The sequence below is a fragment of the Marinitoga aeolica genome (genome assembly GCF_029910535.1).
In the GTDB taxonomy this organism is placed as follows: Bacteria; Thermotogota; Thermotogae; order Petrotogales; family Petrotogaceae; genus Marinitoga; species Marinitoga aeolica.
Genome location: NZ_CP069362.1, coordinates 2,120,846 through 2,137,019, shown reverse-complemented (window position 1 = coordinate 2,137,019; position 16,174 = coordinate 2,120,846). Strand labels below are relative to the sequence as shown.

Below are 16,174 nucleotides of genomic sequence, written 5' to 3'. Positions count from 1 at the left end.
TTGCCTATTAAAACAGAAAACGCCTCTCAGGAAGAGAGGCGTGAATTATAGCATATATCCACTACCCCTCTTCCTGTAGTCAGACAGTTTACGGCTGCCTGGTAGAGACTCCCAAGCCATATTCTTGGGATTATACAGGAAGAGGACACTACATACTATTTAATTTTCAAAATTCTTTTCTTTACACCGCGATTCTACAAAAAAGATATTAAAAAAAAATAAAGCTAATATTAAGTTAAGGTAAATCGAGCATTACTTTAAGATTTTACATAAATTCAATATTTAATTCCTTGACTTTTAAAGTTTTTTCTGGTAATATATATTTCGGTTGCGAAGGGAAATGTAACCAAATTTGCCCCCATCGTCTAGCGGCCTAGGACATTGGCCTTTCACGCCAAAGGCACGGGTTCAAATCCCGTTGGGGGCGCCAGAAACGAGTGGGTGCTTAGCTCAGCTGGGAGAGCGTCTGCCTTACAAGCAGAAGGTCGTAGGTTCGATCCCTGCAGCACCCACCATTTTATTAGATGGCCAGGTAGCTCAGTTGGTAGAGCACTGGACTGAAAATCCAGGTGTCGACAGTTCGATTCTGTCCCTGGCCACCACAAAAACTCCCCGATTTTCGGGGAGTTTTTTTGTTTTATATCTATCGTATATCTTCAAACGGTCCTATATAAACAATTATCTTAATACAAGATATACAATATATAGTATTGTTAAAAATCCTGTTACTTTTCGTTAATTGATTTTATCTATTTTTTTGTGTATTATTCTCTCTCGAGAATAAATTTTCTTGGGAGGTGGTTAAATGGAAACAGCGAGAAATGATTTTTTAGGTAGATCACTCACCGTTATTAATGATTTAAATGTTGATGAACAACTATTTTTGTATAGACAAACTCATCGTTTAAAGCAGAAATGGTCTAACAAAGAAGATTTATCCGAATTTATGATTAATAAAAATGTTGGTATTTATATTGTTTTTATTGAACCAAGTACCCGCACAAAAGAATCCTTCATTAATGCTGCTAAATTCCACAAAAACGCTAAAGTTACTATCTTTGATTCAAATCATTCCTCATTTAATAAAAAAGAAAGTTATGTTGATACATTTAATATGCTTACCGGTTATAGTGACTATTCCATTTTCGTTTTAAGAACAAAACTTGAAGGTACTACTAAATTACTTTCCGAATCTGTTTCAAAATTTGCTATTAGAAATAATCTCCCTATTCCCTCTTTTATAAATGCCGGCGATGGAAAACATGAACACCCTACTCAAGAACTTCTCGATGAATTTACTTTCCTTGAAAAAAATAATTTTGATAATTCTTTTATTCATATTGCTCTTGTTGGTGATTTGTTACATGGCAGAACTGTCCATTCAAAAGTTAATGGATTAAAAATCTTCAAAAACGTTAAAGTCGACCTTATTGCACCTCAAGAAATCTCAATGCCTTTACACTATATCGAAAAAATGAAAAAAAATGGTTTTGAAGTTAGAATTTTTGATTCAATTGAAAACTATTTAAAACAAAAAGATATTGCAAAAATATGGTATTTTACAAGATTACAATTAGAAAGAATGGGAGAAGATATTTTAGAAAAAGAATTTATTTTAAGAAAAGCTGTTACCTTCAAAAAAGATTTCCTTACTTTACTTCCTCAAAATGTTAAATTCTATCATCCACTTCCAAGACATAAAATATATCCTACTATTCCTACTTTCTTAGATGATCTTCCATTAAATGGTTGGGAAAAACAAGCAATCAATGGTTATTGGACAAGAATTATTTTACTATCTATGTTTGGTGGAGCTTTAAAAACAAATTTTGATTTAACCCCACAAAAAGAAAAAAAAGATGAAGAATTTATAATAAATGCACCTATTACAAACGGCACAAAAGGTGTCCAAAAAGATGGTAAAAGAGGAATTAAACCTATAGCAAATGGAACTATTATAGATCATATTGCAAAAGGTAAGAGTTCAGATGAAATTTATTCAACTATTATGAAAATAAGAAAAATAATGAAATTATATGACATAGATAGTGCAGATGGAATATTCAAATCAGAAGACGGAAATTTAAAAGGATACATAAGCTTACCAGATAGATACCTTTCCAAAAAAGAAATCAAAAAATTATCTGCAATTTCACCTAATGTAACTGTAAATATTATAAAAGATTCAAGAGTTACAGAAAAATATAGAATAAAACTTCCACCAAAAGTCTATGGTTTTGAAGAATTAAGATGTAAAAATGAAAATTGTATTACTAATCCTATTCATGGTGAAAATGTAAAAGGCTCCTTTATAAAAGATGAAAACGGAAATTTAGTATGTGAATACTGTGAAACACCTCATAATTATGATGAAATATGGAATATTTAGGTGAAAATATGAGCATATTAATAAAAAATGCTAATATCATTTCACATTCAACCAATGGTGTTTTTAACGTTTATATCGAAAAAAACAAAATAATAGAAATATCGAAAAATATAAAAAAAGCAGATATTGTCATTGACGCAAAAAACTTAACTCTTATACCTGGAATTATCGATATGCATACACATTTAAGAGAACCTGGATACGAATATAAAGAAACTATTGAAACAGGTTTAAAAGCAGCTGTACATGGTGGTGTTACTACTCTTGGTGTAATGCCTAATACCAAACCAGCTATGGATAATTTAGAAATTTTGGATTATGTATTAAAAAAGTCAAAAAAAATAAATTTATCTAAAATTATACCAATACCAGCGGTTACTAAAGAAAGAAAAGGCTTAGAATTAAATAATTTAAAAGAGCTCAACAAAAATGGATATAGATTCTTTTCCGATGATGGAAATCCTATTTGGAATGATGAAATAATGTTTAATGCTTTAAATGAAGTAAAAAATTTCAACGGTATCATCATCAATCATTGTGAAAATAGTCGTTTCTCAAATAAAGAAATTTTTGAATCATTAATGGTAGCAAGAGATATAGAGTTATCTAAATTTACTAAAGCACATGTCCATATAGCTCATATTTCAACTAAAAACTCGCTTGAATTAATTAAGTATGCAAAATCAAATAATATCAACACAACATGCGAAATAACGTTTCACCATCTACTTTTAGAAAAAGACAATAATAATCCATTAAAGAAAATTAACCCACCATTACCAGATAATGATACACAAAAATTTTTAATAAATAATCTTGATTATATAGATATTATTGTAAGCGATCATGCACCACATTCTATAGAAGAAAAGAAAAAAGATTACAGAAATGCTCCAAATGGAATATCAGGACTGGATATATTCTTCCCAGCCATATATACCATCTCTAAAAAATATAATATCGATTTTCAATATATTATAGAAAAAATAACATATAATCCAGCAAAAGTTTTTAATCTTGAAAATATCGGAGATATTAAAGAAGGCTATTATGCTGATATTGTTTTAGTTGATTTAAATAAAAATTGGGATAAAAAAATCTTTTCAAAGGGGAAAAATATTCCATATGAAAATTTATACGGAAAAGTTGTTTTAACTGTTGTAAATGGAGAAATAAAATACAGGGAGGAAATTTAATGAATGCCATTGTAAAAGAAATTGAAACAACAGATAATTATATTCTTTTGACTATTGAAACAGAAGAAATATTGAATATTGAACCTGGACAATTTGTAATGTTAAAACCAAAATATTTTGATTTCCCAAAACCATTTTCCGTTATATATCAAGAAGATAAAATAATTAAATTCCTCATTGCAATTGTAGGGGAAATGACTGCGGAGTTAAAAAAATTAAAAATCAATGATGAATTGGATATAAGAGGAGCATATGGTATTCCATTCATTAAAAAAATAGATAAGAATAAAAAATATATTTTACTCGGTGGCGATTGTGGTTCTGCTCCATTAATACATTTTTCAAATAAATATCCTGATTTAATTAAAGAAAAAATATATGGTTTTGTAACCCCAGAAATACAGAAAATATTAAACATTGAAGGTTTACATATAGATTCAATAGAAGGAATGAATTTATTAGAAAAAGCGGAAAAATTAGAAATTTCTGAAGATACTGCAATTTTAATATGTGGAAGTTTAAATCTAATAAAACATACAAAAAATAAATTCAAAAATAAAAAATTATATGCTTCTTTGGAAGCAAGAATGGGTTGTGGTATAGGAATATGCAAAGGATGTCCTATCAAAACAAATGATGGAATAAAAATGATATGTAAAGATGGCCCTATATTTGATTTAAGCGAGGTGCAACTCGAATGGTAGAAATATGTGGAATAAAATTTAAAAATCCTATAATCATAGCATCGGGTCCAGGAGGAAACGGCAAAGAGTTATCAAAACATATAGATTTAAATGAATTAGGAGGTTTTACTGCAAAAACTGTTACACCATATGAAAAAGAAGGTAATCCACCTCCACGAATAGTTAATGTAAAGTCTGGAATATTAAATTCTATAGGGTTACAAAATCCTGGAATAGATAAATTCATCTTAAATGATTTACCTTTTTTAGAAACATTAGATACAAACATAATTCTGAGCATTGGTGGAGACACAAAAGAAGATTATTTAAGTTTAATAGAAAAATTAAATAATTCAAATGCTGTATTTTTCGAATTAAACTTATCCTGTCCTAATGTTGGAAAAAATGGCATCCCACTTGGAATTGATGAAAAATCTATTTTTGACTTAGTAAAAGAAGTTAAAAAAATTTCTAAAAAACCTATCTTTGTAAAATTCGGAGTCGAAACATTTTTAGAAAATTTAATCTCAGCTGCTGTTAATGGTGGCGCAGATGGAATAACATTAATAAATTCTCCAAAAGGTATGAAAATAGATATAAACAAAAAAATACCTATTTTAAAAAGAGGCTTTGGCGGTTTTAGTGGTCCATCAATAAAACCTATTGCTCTTGCTACAATCTTTATAATAAGAAGAAAATTCAAAGATTTACCTATTATCGGAATGGGTGGAGTCTTTGATTACAAAGATGCTATAGAGTTTATAATGGCAGGTGCAAATCTTGTTGGAATAGGTTCTGGAGTAATGTCAGATCCAGAAATACCTATAAAAATAATAAATGATTTAAATGATTATTTAAAAAATGAAAAATATGAAAATATTTTATCTTGCGCTGTGGAGGGATATTATGTTTGAAAAATATTTAAAAATAAGAGAAAAAAATAGTTCTGTTTTGCTCGTTGGGTTAGATAGCGATTATAAAAGAATTAATGGAGATGTTTTTGAATTCAACAAAAAAATTATCGATGAAACTCATGATTTAATCTGCGGTTATAAAATAAATATCGCTTTTTACGAAAAACTAGGACCTAAAGGATTAGAAATATTGGAAAACACTATAAACTATATAAGGCAAAATCCAGAAATACCAATAATTTTAGATTCAAAAAGAGGAGATATTGGAAACACAGCAAAAGCATATGCAGAATATTATTTTGAAAGACTAAAAGTTGATTCTTTAACTATTAATCCATTAATGGGATTAGATACATTAGAACCATATCTTGAATATAAAAATTCCCATTTATTTGCTTTAGCTTTGACCTCAAACAAAGGAGCATATGACTTTGAGATTCCTGAAAAATTATATTTAAAAATAACAGAAAAAATGAATAACTTAAATAAACAACATAAAAACAAAATTGGAATTATAGTTGGCGCAACTAATTCTGATTATATAAAAGAAATCGTTGATATATCAGAAAACATGATATTTTTAATACCTGGAATTGGATCACAAGGTGGAAATACTCAAGAGTTATTTAAAAATCTAAATGGTTATAAAAACATATTTATTAATGTTTCAAGAGCTATTATCTTTGATGAAAATCCACGAAAAAAAGCAAAAGAATTCAATGAAATAATTAATAAATATTATTCTCATTAAATTTTAAATAGGAGGGATAGTATGGGTAAATATGGTGAAGTAACTTTGCAAGAAGACAGAAGTGAAGGTATGAGCACAGGGGGATTGATACTATTAGGGTTACAACATACCTTTACGATGTTCGGTGCAACAGTATTGGTACCGTATTTAACAGGTATTCCAGTTAATGTTGCGTTACTCACTGCTGGACTCGGAACATTATTATTCCACTGGATTACCAAATGGAAAGTTCCAGTATTTTTAGGTTCTAGTTTTGCATATATAGCTCCAATAGTTGCAGTAGCAATGCATTATATGAATCAAGCAGGATTAGAGTATAAAAACATTCAAGATGCAGTAGCTGCTGGTGTAGATTTAAAACCTTATCTGGCATATGCAACAGGTGGTATATTCTTAGCAGGTTTAGTTAAATTTGGTTTTGGTGTTTTAATCAAATGGATAGGTATTAGAAGATTTGAAAAACTATTCCCACCAGTAATATCAGGAACAATGATTATATTAATTGGTTTGATACTAAGTCCAGTAGCAATAAACATGGCAAGTGGAAATTGGTGGATAGCAATGGTATCTCTTGGTACAGCAATTATAGTTAGACTATATACAAGGGGATTTAGCAGATTAATACCTGTAATATGGGGAATCATAGTAGGATATATTGTTGCAGCAATAACAGGAAATGTACATTTTGCAGAAGTAGGAACAGCTAGCTGGGTAGGAATACCAGAAATGTATTTACCAAAGTTCTCATGGTATGCTGCAGCAGCAATAGTACCAGTTGCTATTGCACCATCAGTAGAACACTTTGGTGATGTATTTGCAATCTCAGCAGTAGTAGGAAAGAAATTCTATGAAGATCCTGGAATGCACAGGACATTAATGGGTGATGGGCTTGCAACATCATTAGGTGGATTCTTTGGTGGCCCTGCAAACACGACCTATAGTGAAAACACTGGGGTATTAGCATTTACAAAAGCATTCAATCCATGGATAATGAGAATAGCAGCATTCTTTGCAATCTTATTAGCAATGGTACCAAAAGTTGGAGCAATAGTAAGATCAATACCAGTACCAGTAATGGGTGGAATAGAAATATTATTATTCGGTATGATAGCAAGTATTGGTGCAAAAACATTGATAAACAACCAAGTAAAAGTAGAAGGAAGAAATTTAGTAACAATGTCATTGATGTTAGTAACAGGTTTAGGTGGAGCTGTATTCAAAGCTGGTAACTTCGCTTTAGAAGGTTTAGGTTTAGCTGCTGTTGTTGGTGTTTTAGTAAATTTATTTTTTGAATTAACAAATGCTTCCGAGGAGTGAGATTATGGATATAGTGAATTTAATGAAAGAAACAAATGCTCTTTTAACTGGACATTTTCTATTATCTTCTGGTCTTCATTCTGATACATATATTCAATGTGCTCAGATTTTAAAATATCCTCAATATGCTGAAGCACTTGGAAAAGAACTATCAAAAATGTTCAATGTAGTTCCAGATTATATTGTATCTCCTGCATTAGGTGGAATCATTATTGGATACGAAGTTGCAAAAGCTTTTAATGTTCCTTTCCTATTTACAGAAAGAAATAAAGAAGGGGTAATGGAATTAAGAAGGAATTTTTTCATCGAAAAAAATAAAAAAGTTATTATAATAGAAGACGTTATAACAACGGGAAAATCAACACTTGAAGTAGTTGAAAGCCTTAAAAAATATAATCCTGATATTGTTGGATTGGGTTGTATTGTAAACAGAAGTAAAAAAGAGCATCTTGAAAATTATCCTATAAAATCATTAATTGAAATAGACGCTAAAACTTATGAACCTGATAATTGCCCTTTATGTAAAGAAAATATTCCTGTTGTCAAACCAGGTAGCAGAAAATAGAATTTTTAAAATAACCACAGCTGGCTGTGGTTATAATTTTTCTATCATATAATCCTCAATATTTCTTTTTTCTGAATCTATGTTTATTCCTATTATGTATATTTCTTTTTCATTATTTTTACTCATATATTTTTCATAATATTTCTTTTCTTTTATTTGTTCTATTGCTTCTTTTGCACTTTTATCTAGCTTTATTTCAAACAAATATATTTTGTCATTATGCTCTAATATTAAGTCACTTCTTCCAAGATTTGTTAGTTCTTCTGCTGTTACGTTTAATCCTGCTGAGGCTAATATTGTATATATTAATGAGTGATAATAACTTTCTCTTTTTTGATGTAAGTTATACGGTATTGCACTTATTATTCTTTTTATTTCTTTTATTAATCCCTCTATCCTATTTTCTTCTACTAGTTCATATATTTCATATATTTTTTCATATGTTTCTTCGTTTAAACTATAATTTGCTTCTAATATTAATTTTGAGAAACTATTTTTTACTTCAAGATTTGGATAGTCTAATATATATTTTTCTGTTATTCCATACTTTTTAATTCCTTTAAATGTCAAATATCCTGCTTGTGCAAAGAATATATTAGCATTTGCATCTTCTATTTCTCTTGTTGTAAAGTCTAATGAATCTACTGTGTATTTTACTAAATCCTCATATTCTATTTTTCTTCCTTTTACATATTCATATATAAATGATGGTGATCCACTTTCAAACCAATAATTTTGAAATTTCCTTTCATCAAAGAATCTTAATACTGAGAATGGATTATATACAAAGTGTTCTCCATCAAATGAGAATCCATTATAATATGTTTTTATTTCTTTTAATAATTCTTCTTTACTTATCCCCATTTCTTTTGCTGTTTCTTCTATATGGTTATTGAAATAATATTCTAATTCTTTTTGTGTATAACCTAACATTTGAGAGTATTTTCTATTTAGTGATATGTCATTTAAATTATTTAGTGCTGAGAATACTCCTGTTTTGGTAAATTTCGTTATTCCAGTAATAAATACAAATTTTATGTATTCATCTTTTGATTTTATACTTACATAGAAGTCTCTTAGTATTTCTCTATACCTTTCAGCTTTTTCTTTGTTATTTATATTATCTAATATTGGTTTTTCATATTCATCTACTAATATTACTACTTTTCCTTTTTTAGATAATTTTATTATTAATTCATTAAATGCAAATTTATAATCTTTTTCTGTTATTTCTATATTATTTCTTTGTCCTTCCTCTTGTATTATTTTTAATAGGCTTTCTTTGAATCTTTTTTCTGTATCAGTCGCAACATCTAACAAATTAATTCTTATAATAGGATATTCTTTGAATTCCCATTTGTCATATATGTATGTATCTTTAAATAACTCTTTTTCTCCTTTGAATATGTAATATAATGTTGATATTGTTAAACTTTTTCCAAATCTTCTTGGTCGAGATAAAAAATAATATTTTCCATTATCTATTAAATCAAATATATATTTTGTTTTATCTATATATATATAATTTCCTTCTATTATTTCCTTATAATCCTGTATCCCTATTGGTAATTTTTTCATTTTCCCATCTCCAATATTCAATTTAATTCAATTTTATTATATCATATATAAATGAAAACCAAATGCTTTATAACCTACTTTGTATATTTTTCCCATAATCTATTAAATTCTTTTTCGTATTTTTTAGAAATATACTCACTATGTATGACAAGTGAATTTTCATCATTATTATATTGTGCTGAATTGGTAAAATTAAATGATCCCGTTAATGTTATCTTACCATCTATTATCATCGTTTTATGATGAAATGTTCTATCATTTTTATCTAAAATTACATTAACTCTATTTTCTTTTAAATTATTTATTTGTGCCCAACTATAATTTGACTGATATTCTTCTGCTATTACTTTGACATCAACACCTCTATTTTTAGCCCTTATTAGGGCATCCGCTATTTCTCTTTTGCTAAATGTAAATATCATAACATGTATTGATTCTTTCGCGTTATCGATTAATTCTATAATTCTATCTGTTAAATCATCTTCAGGTGTGAAATATGGTTCTATTAAACCACTATCAAATTCCACTTTTTTATATGGTTTATTATCCAATGATTGCTTGCCATAATATCCTTTTTCAAACATTTCATTAAATTCATTCATATAATCTTGAGCTAACTCATTTGAAAATATAACAATAGAATTATTAGAATTATATCCAAAACCATTATTTGTAAAATTAGTACTACCAGTTATTACACAATATCCATCAATAATCAAAAACTTATTATGCATTAATTTATAATTTTTGTCATGTTTGGTCTTTATACCAACTTTACTTAATCCGCTTATATATGAATTTATATTATTTGTTTCATAAACTAATCTTATATCAATACCTCTTTTATTTAATTCTTTCAATTCAGTTATAAAAGGATAATAATTAACATCATAAATTGCCATCCATACAAATTTTTTTGCTCCATCGAGTAATGATTTTATATATTTCCAATTAGCTTTTTCATTATTTCCTTCATCGAAAAACAATACTGTAGAATCATCTGTAATATGATGAATTTCTAATGATATAGATGTCGCATTTTTCAAATCTTCAAGATGATAATCTGCTCTCCAAAAATAATTTTTACCATCAAAATATTCTCCTGGTAAATGTAAATCTTTTTGAGTAATTATCCATTCTCCTTCTGAAATAGAAAATACACTTATAAAAAGCAAGAAAAACATAGATAAAAACATAATCTTTTTCATAAAAATTCCTCCTATAACATAATTTTTACATTGAAGAGTTGACTATTATACAATTATGTAGTATAATTTTAGTATCTACAAAAAGATATAATTGTTGAGTGGTGATACTATGGATTTAAAAGAAAAATTAAAAATTTTATCCGGTGCTGCTAAATATGATGTTTCATGTTCTTCCAGTGGAAGCGAGAGGCAAAATACAAAAAAAGGGTTAGGTAATGCTGCCAGCAGTGGTATATGCCATAGTTGGACCAGCGATGGAAGATGCATTTCCCTTTTAAAAATTTTATTTTCAAATGCCTGTATTTTTGATTGTGCCTATTGCATTAATAGATCAAGCAATGATATTAAACGTGCAACTTTCACTGTCGACGAAATAGTTAATTTAACCATAAACTTTTATAAAAGAAATTATATTGAGGGATTGTTTTTAAGTTCTGCAATCATAAAAAACCCAGATTATACAATGGAACAAATGTTAAAAGTTGTAAAAAAATTACGTTTAGAAGAAAATTTTAATGGTTACATACATTTAAAAGCTATACCTGGTGCTGATTTAAAACTTATAAGAGAAGCCGGATTTTATGCTGATAGATTAAGTGTAAATATTGAACTACCCAGTGAAAAAAGCTTGAATTTATTAGCTCCTCAAAAAAAGAAAGAATCTATAATAAAACCTATGAGTTTTATTGGTCAAAACGCACTCGCTAATACTGAAGAAAGAAAAAAATATAAAAAAGCACCTTTATTTGTACCAGCAGGGCATAGCACTCAATTAATAGTTGGCGCATCACCAGAAAGTGATTTTCAAATTCTTAAACTTTCAGAAGGATTATATAAAAAATTTAATATGAAAAGAGTTTATTATTCTGCTTTTATAAGAGTTAACAATGATAAAAGATTGCCAAATATTAAACCTCCGCTGAAACGTGAAAATAGACTTTATCAAGCTGATTGGCTTTTAAGATTTTATAAGTTTTCTGCTCATGAAATTCTTGATGAAAAGCATCCTTTTTTAGATGAAAATATTGATCCTAAAACATCTTGGGCTTTAAGAAATTTCAACTATTTTCCTGTAGAAATTAATAAAGCTTCTTATGAAACCTTACTAAGAGTACCTGGAATAGGTGTTAAATCCGCTTTAACTATTGTAAAAGCAAGAAAATACGCCCCTATTACATTTGATGAATTAAAAAAGATGGGGGTTGTTTTAAAAAGAGCAAAATATTTTATAACTTGCAATGGGAAATACTATTCAAATCTGTTTTTAACTCCTGAAATAATAAGAGAGGAATTAACAAAAAATAAAGAATACCAAATTCCATTATTTCCATTAACTGCAATTGAAAAGGCGGTGTAAAAATGAAAATAGTTTTGTATGATGGTTCTTTTCAAGGGCTTTTAACCATTATTTTTAATACTTATAATGAAAAGAAAATACCTGATATGATTTTTAGGCAATATAATCCAAGTATATTTAATATTATAGATAATATTAAAACAGATTATAAAAAAGCTGCTATTGTCAGTGAATTCATTATAAGAAAACTTAACAAAATTATTTTAAAAAATATTTACCTCGCTTATTTATCGGAAATAGAAAATATAGAAGTTGATATTATAAAATATTTTAATCTTTCATTAAAAATTAATAGCAATGCAGAATTGCACATTGAAAAAGATTATATTATAAGAATTAAAAATGCTATATCTAAGGTAATAAATGAAAAACACAAATTTCTTGGATTGATTAGATTTAGAAAATTAGCAAATGTTATATTATATGCACCTTTTGAACCAGATCATAATATAATCACATTGCTTTCAAAACACTTTATTAATAGATATCCTAATAATAAATGGATTATCCACGACATTAAACGAAACCTGATTCTTTCATATGACAAAAAAGTAGAATTGTTCAAAATCAGTGAATTTGATAATGATTTCTACTTAAAAGAAGAAAATTTATCTTATGAAGAAATTTCTTTTCAAAATCTTTGGAAAACTTATTTTAATAATACAACCATTACTGAAAGAAAAAATAAAAAATTGCAAAGACAATATATGCCAACACGATATTGGAAATATCTTATAGAGATTTGACCAGCTCAATATATTCTTTTTGTTTCTTTTTATATTCTTCAAACCTATTTATCTTTGAATATTTATCAAAATATCCCAAAATTTCTTTTTCAAGCTTATCAATATTTTGATATTTTCTTTTTAGTTCATTTAATATTTCTTTTATTTTTGCTCTAAAATCTTCATAACCTATCATTTCATAAAGATATAAAGAATACTTTTTTAGATCTTCAAAGGTAAATGCGCTTTGCCCTTTTATCATAAGCCATTCTAATATAAATCTTTTTAAATTTTTTTCTACATAGAAAACAAAATCTTCAGCTGGAACGTATGGAGGTTCATGTATTATTGTTATATCTTTTTCAGAACAATAATATGTTTTAAACATACTATTTTTAGGTTCAATTTTTGCATATTCATTTCCATTTTCATATATTAACCTTGAAGCTAATAATAATGCAAAATCTTCACCACGAGGTATTTCCAAAGGATAAAACATCTTCTCAGCATATTCTTTTCGAATTATCATATTTCCACCAAAACCGAAAATAGATTCTTTTAAAGAATTATCTTTGGATAATCTTACAATGTCTTCATCCATAGATTTAGACTTTTTCCAACTTTTTAATTCATCTTCACCAAGTATCCTTATTGTCCCATCTTTTTCATATGGAGCTGTTATCAAGTATTTATCAGGGTTATTATTAAGAATTTCTTTTGTTTTAATAATATAATTTTCTCTCAATAATTCATCATCATCTATCTGTATGATAACATCTTCATTATTCATTATGGAGAATAAGAATCCTTGATTTCTTATTTCTGAATATCCTTTTGTTGAAAAAAATTCTGAATTATACTTTTTTCTATATTCTTTTATATCAGTATTTGTATATATATAATATTTAAATTTTGATTTTTTTAGTATTTTTTCTGTTTTTTCTCTAATCTCATCGTCTTTTGAAGTATCTTCATGTGCTGCTACAGAAAAAACATAAACACTCAATTCATCATCTAAATCTAAATTTAATTTATTAATACTTTCTATTGTTTTATGCAAAGTATTTTGTTCTTCAAACTTTTCTAATAAAGTAGGGTGATCGAAGTAATCAATTATATCTTTATTTATTCTTACATATGTGTTTATAACAATTGCAAATTTCATAAAAATCCTCCTTATGTTATAATATAAGTATATATCTATTATTTTGAGGTGAATTATGATTGGAATTAGAGGTGCAACATCAATAGAAAAAAATGAAAAAGAACATATTATAAGTCGTTCTATAGAATTATACAACAAAATTATAGAAAATAATAATATAAAAAATATAATTGCTATATTATGTTCTGTTACTCCTGATATAACTGCATATAATCCCATTACTGCAATAAGAGAAAATTTTAACTTAAATAAAGTTCCTTTAATGACATTTCAAGAAGCAATGTTTGAAGATTCAAAAGAAGGTATTATAAGGTTTTTAATATTATGTGAAAGCGAAACACAAAACTTTGTGTTTTTACATGAAGCAAAAAATTTAAGAAATGATTTATTTGGTTGATTCTCTAATTATTAATTCTGGTTTTAAAATAATTCCTTTAACATTCTTTTGTTTACCATTAATTATTTTCAATATTAACTCAGCTGCTTTATATCCCATTTCATAAATTGGTTGTCTTATAGTTGTTAATGAAGGTTTATAATGTTTACTGAAAAGCAAATCATCAAAACCGGTTACACTAACTTCTTCTGGAATTCTTATTCCTCTCTCACGGAGAGAATCAATAATGCCATATGCAATTAGGTCATTACCTCCCATAATAACATCTGGTAATGATCTTATATTTTTTCCAAATTCATAACCCGCTTCATATGAGAAACGTGTATAAATATGTTTGTATATTTTTATGTTTTTCTTTTTCATATAATTGATGAAAGTTTCATATCTTATTTTAGCGCTAAATGTATTTTCATTACCATTAACAAAATAAAAACTTCTATTTCCTCTTTCATATAAATATTCTAATAATGTATAAATACCTATTTGATTGTCACTTATAACATAAGACGCATTTACCCCTTCTAAAATTCTATCTAAAAATACTATTTTTATTCCCCTTTTTATTAATTTTTCCAATGCTGGATTATATAACCCTGTTCCTGTAAAAATAATTCCATCTATATGTTTAGAAATAAATGTATTTATTATTTCTGTTTCCATTTTAAAATCCTGATCAGAATTACTAAGTAAAAGGGTATAACCTTCTTTTTTTAAACAATCTTCAACTCCCTTTACTATATTCGGGAAAAAAGGATTGGTTATATCAGGAATTACAAAACCTATTGTTTTAGTTTTTCCTTTTCTTAAACTTTGAGCGATTGTACTAGGATTGTAATTTAATTTTTTTATAGCTTCTTCAACTCTATTTTTTAGTTCTTCATTTACAGGTGCACTATTATTAATTACTCTAGACACTGTGGAAATGGAAACTTTAGCTTCTTTTGCTACATCTTTAATACTAATTCTTTTCATGCTTACACCCGCCTCTTTAATACTATAAACAGTATAAATTAATGTTTTAGTAAAAATGGGGGATTCACCCCCATTTTTATATCATTTTATTTTACCACAAGTTTTAAGTCAACTGGAATATAAATTGTATGTGTTTCTAAGTACTCAACAGCTTTTTTAACAGCTAATTCTCCCATTAAACTAGGTTGTTGTGCTACAGTTGCAGCCATTTCACCATTTTTAACTGCATTTACTGCATCAGGTATTGCATCAAAACCAACAACAACTATTTTACCTAATTTTCCTTCTGATTTTATTGCCTCAATAGCTCCTAAAGCCATTTCATCATTTTGAGCAAATACAGCATCTATATTTGGATATGCCTGTAACAAGTTTTCCATAACCGATAATCCTTCTGCTCTGTTAAAGTTTGCTGTTTGTTTTGCAATTAATTTTAATCCAGGATATTTTTTCAACTCAGTTTCAAAACCCTTCCCTCTATCTCTTGCTGCTGATGTACCTGGTATTCCAACTAATTCCACTACATTTCCTTTTCCATTTAATAATTGAGCAATATATTTTGCTGCCATTGCACCACCTGCAACATTATCTGATGCAATATGTAGTACAACTTTTCCACCATTTGCTGCCCTATCTACTGTAATAACAGGTATTCCTGCATCATTTGCTTCTTCAACAGCTGTAACAATCGCATCACTGTCTGTAGGATTAACAATAATAAAGTCTACTTTTTGTTGAATCAGATCTTCAATATCATTTAATTGCTTATATGGTTTGTCCTGTGCATCAACCACAACAATGTCTACTCCCTCATTAACTGCTTCTTGCAAAGCTCCATTTCTTAATTCTACAAAAAATGGGTTGTTTAAGGTTGATAAAGATAATCCAATTTTAATACTAAATGCAGACAAAGATAAAATGATAATAAATACTACTAACCATACTGCCTTTTTCATA

15 protein-coding genes, 3 tRNA genes and 1 riboswitch are annotated in these 16,174 nt (G+C 27.7%); of the genes, 13 read left to right on the top strand and 5 right to left on the bottom strand.

Translation table 11 applies throughout. The annotated features are described in order from the left end of the window. Positions 1-56: 56 nt before the first annotated feature. Positions 57-158: riboswitch (purine riboswitch) on the bottom strand. Between the two features lie 196 nt (positions 159-354). From JRV97_RS10110 to pyrE, 10 genes are all read left to right on the top strand, one after another. Then, a tRNA-Glu gene (locus JRV97_RS10110) sits at positions 355-430 on the top strand. 9 nt (positions 431-439) lie between these two features. Then, positions 440-515: transfer RNA gene (locus tag JRV97_RS10105), tRNA-Val, on the top strand. Between the two features lie 11 nt (positions 516-526). Beyond that, positions 527-602, top strand: a tRNA-Phe gene (locus JRV97_RS10100). Between the two features lie 203 nt (positions 603-805). Continuing rightward, positions 806-2,389 carry a bifunctional aspartate carbamoyltransferase catalytic subunit/aspartate carbamoyltransferase regulatory subunit gene (locus JRV97_RS10095; protein ID WP_280998536.1) on the top strand — a complete coding sequence of 528 codons (1,584 nt, stop codon included), beginning with the start codon at positions 806-808 and terminating at the stop codon, positions 2,387-2,389. Between the two features lie 8 nt (positions 2,390-2,397). Further along, positions 2,398-3,585 carry a dihydroorotase gene (locus tag JRV97_RS10090; RefSeq protein WP_280998535.1) on the top strand — a complete coding sequence of 396 codons (1,188 nt, stop codon included), beginning with the start codon at positions 2,398-2,400 and terminating at the stop codon, positions 3,583-3,585. Next, positions 3,585-4,289 carry an iron-sulfur cluster-binding protein gene (locus tag JRV97_RS10085; protein WP_280998534.1) on the top strand — a complete coding sequence of 235 codons (705 nt, stop codon included), beginning with the start codon at positions 3,585-3,587 and terminating at the stop codon, positions 4,287-4,289. Before JRV97_RS10090 ends, JRV97_RS10085 begins: the two co-directional genes overlap by 1 nt. Further along, positions 4,283-5,182 carry a dihydroorotate dehydrogenase gene (locus JRV97_RS10080; protein WP_280998533.1) on the top strand — a complete coding sequence of 300 codons (900 nt, stop codon included), beginning with the start codon at positions 4,283-4,285 and terminating at the stop codon, positions 5,180-5,182. The genes JRV97_RS10085 and JRV97_RS10080 overlap by 7 nt, the downstream gene beginning before the upstream one ends. Next, positions 5,175-5,933: an orotidine-5'-phosphate decarboxylase gene (gene pyrF / locus JRV97_RS10075; protein ID WP_280998532.1), complete on the top strand. Its 759-nt coding sequence runs from the start codon at positions 5,175-5,177 to the stop codon at positions 5,931-5,933. The genes JRV97_RS10080 and pyrF overlap by 8 nt, the downstream gene beginning before the upstream one ends. A gap of 21 nt (positions 5,934-5,954) precedes the next feature. Then, positions 5,955-7,250 (top strand): uracil-xanthine permease family protein, encoded by a 1,296-nt coding sequence (locus JRV97_RS10070; protein WP_280998531.1) that lies wholly within the window; start codon positions 5,955-5,957, stop codon positions 7,248-7,250. A 4-nt stretch (positions 7,251-7,254) separates the two neighbouring features. Further along, positions 7,255-7,815, top strand: coding sequence for an orotate phosphoribosyltransferase (gene pyrE / locus JRV97_RS10065; RefSeq protein WP_280998530.1), 561 nt, complete (start codon positions 7,255-7,257; stop codon positions 7,813-7,815). 30 nt (positions 7,816-7,845) lie between these two features. On the opposite strand, the gene JRV97_RS10060 is transcribed toward pyrE, so the two are convergent. Together JRV97_RS10060 and JRV97_RS10055 are read right to left on the bottom strand one after the other, a co-directional pair. Next, on the bottom strand, positions 7,846-9,393 hold the full coding sequence (locus JRV97_RS10060; RefSeq protein WP_280998529.1) for an ATP-binding protein: 1,548 nt from the start codon (positions 9,391-9,393) through the stop codon (positions 7,846-7,848). Between the two features lie 74 nt (positions 9,394-9,467). Continuing rightward, entirely contained in the window at positions 9,468-10,601 is a 1,134-nt protein-coding gene (locus JRV97_RS10055) for a phospholipase D-like domain-containing protein (RefSeq protein ID WP_280998528.1), read from the bottom strand. Positions 10,602-10,710: 109 nt separating this feature from the next. On the opposite strand from JRV97_RS10055, the gene JRV97_RS10050 reads away from it, so the two are divergent. Further along, positions 10,711-11,958, top strand: a complete 1,248-nt coding sequence (locus JRV97_RS10050; RefSeq protein WP_280998527.1) for a putative DNA modification/repair radical SAM protein — start codon at positions 10,711-10,713, stop codon at positions 11,956-11,958. Between the two features lie 2 nt (positions 11,959-11,960). Then, a complete protein-coding gene (locus JRV97_RS10045) occupies positions 11,961-12,704 on the top strand; it encodes a TIGR03915 family putative DNA repair protein (protein WP_280998525.1) in 744 nt (247 codons plus the stop codon). On the opposite strand, the gene JRV97_RS10040 is transcribed toward JRV97_RS10045, so the two are convergent. Further along, complete coding sequence (locus JRV97_RS10040) at positions 12,691-13,848, bottom strand: hypothetical protein (protein ID WP_280998523.1); 1,158 nt, start codon at positions 13,846-13,848, stop codon at positions 12,691-12,693. The genes JRV97_RS10045 and JRV97_RS10040 overlap by 14 nt on opposite strands. Positions 13,849-13,903: 55 nt before the next feature. Here JRV97_RS10040 and JRV97_RS10035 point away from each other — a divergent pair, with 55 nt between their 5' ends. Next, on the top strand, positions 13,904-14,245 hold the full coding sequence (locus tag JRV97_RS10035) for a chorismate mutase (RefSeq protein ID WP_280998521.1): 342 nt from the start codon (positions 13,904-13,906) through the stop codon (positions 14,243-14,245). Here JRV97_RS10035 and JRV97_RS10030 read toward each other — a convergent pair. After that, positions 14,234-15,217 (bottom strand): LacI family DNA-binding transcriptional regulator, encoded by a 984-nt coding sequence (locus JRV97_RS10030; protein ID WP_280998519.1) that lies wholly within the window; start codon positions 15,215-15,217, stop codon positions 14,234-14,236. The two genes, JRV97_RS10035 and JRV97_RS10030, sit on opposite strands and share 12 nt — an antisense overlap. Before the next feature lie 86 nt (positions 15,218-15,303). Beyond that, the gene (locus tag JRV97_RS10025) at positions 15,304-16,173 is read right to left on the bottom strand and encodes a D-ribose ABC transporter substrate-binding protein (RefSeq protein ID WP_280998517.1); all 870 of its coding nucleotides are present in this window, start codon (positions 16,171-16,173) and stop codon (positions 15,304-15,306) included. Position 16,174: the final 1 nt, after the last annotated feature.

What these genes read in the sequence shown, in the direction of transcription:
- JRV97_RS10070 (WP_280998531.1), top strand. Translation starts at nt 5,955, where the DNA reads ATGGGTAAATATGGTGAAGTAACTTTGCAAGAAGACAGAAGTGAAGGT.
- JRV97_RS10095 (WP_280998536.1), top strand. Translation starts at nt 806, where the DNA reads ATGGAAACAGCGAGAAATGATTTTTTAGGTAGATCACTCACCGTTATT.
- JRV97_RS10045 (WP_280998525.1), top strand. Translation starts at nt 11,961, where the DNA reads ATGAAAATAGTTTTGTATGATGGTTCTTTTCAAGGGCTTTTAACCATT.
- JRV97_RS10050 (WP_280998527.1), top strand. Translation starts at nt 10,711, where the DNA reads ATGGATTTAAAAGAAAAATTAAAAATTTTATCCGGTGCTGCTAAATAT.
- JRV97_RS10085 (WP_280998534.1), top strand. Translation starts at nt 3,585, where the DNA reads ATGAATGCCATTGTAAAAGAAATTGAAACAACAGATAATTATATTCTT.
- JRV97_RS10030 (WP_280998519.1), bottom strand. Translation starts at nt 15,217, where the DNA reads ATGAAAAGAATTAGTATTAAAGATGTAGCAAAAGAAGCTAAAGTTTCC.
- JRV97_RS10035 (WP_280998521.1), top strand. Translation starts at nt 13,904, where the DNA reads ATGATTGGAATTAGAGGTGCAACATCAATAGAAAAAAATGAAAAAGAA.
- pyrF (WP_280998532.1), top strand. Translation starts at nt 5,175, where the DNA reads ATGTTTGAAAAATATTTAAAAATAAGAGAAAAAAATAGTTCTGTTTTG.
- JRV97_RS10080 (WP_280998533.1), top strand. Translation starts at nt 4,283, where the DNA reads ATGGTAGAAATATGTGGAATAAAATTTAAAAATCCTATAATCATAGCA.
- JRV97_RS10060 (WP_280998529.1), bottom strand. Translation starts at nt 9,393, where the DNA reads ATGAAAAAATTACCAATAGGGATACAGGATTATAAGGAAATAATAGAA.
- JRV97_RS10025 (WP_280998517.1), bottom strand. Translation starts at nt 16,173, where the DNA reads ATGAAAAAGGCAGTATGGTTAGTAGTATTTATTATCATTTTATCTTTG.
- JRV97_RS10055 (WP_280998528.1), bottom strand. Translation starts at nt 10,601, where the DNA reads ATGAAAAAGATTATGTTTTTATCTATGTTTTTCTTGCTTTTTATAAGT.
- JRV97_RS10090 (WP_280998535.1), top strand. Translation starts at nt 2,398, where the DNA reads ATGAGCATATTAATAAAAAATGCTAATATCATTTCACATTCAACCAAT.
- JRV97_RS10040 (WP_280998523.1), bottom strand. Translation starts at nt 13,848, where the DNA reads ATGAAATTTGCAATTGTTATAAACACATATGTAAGAATAAATAAAGAT.
- pyrE (WP_280998530.1), top strand. Translation starts at nt 7,255, where the DNA reads ATGGATATAGTGAATTTAATGAAAGAAACAAATGCTCTTTTAACTGGA.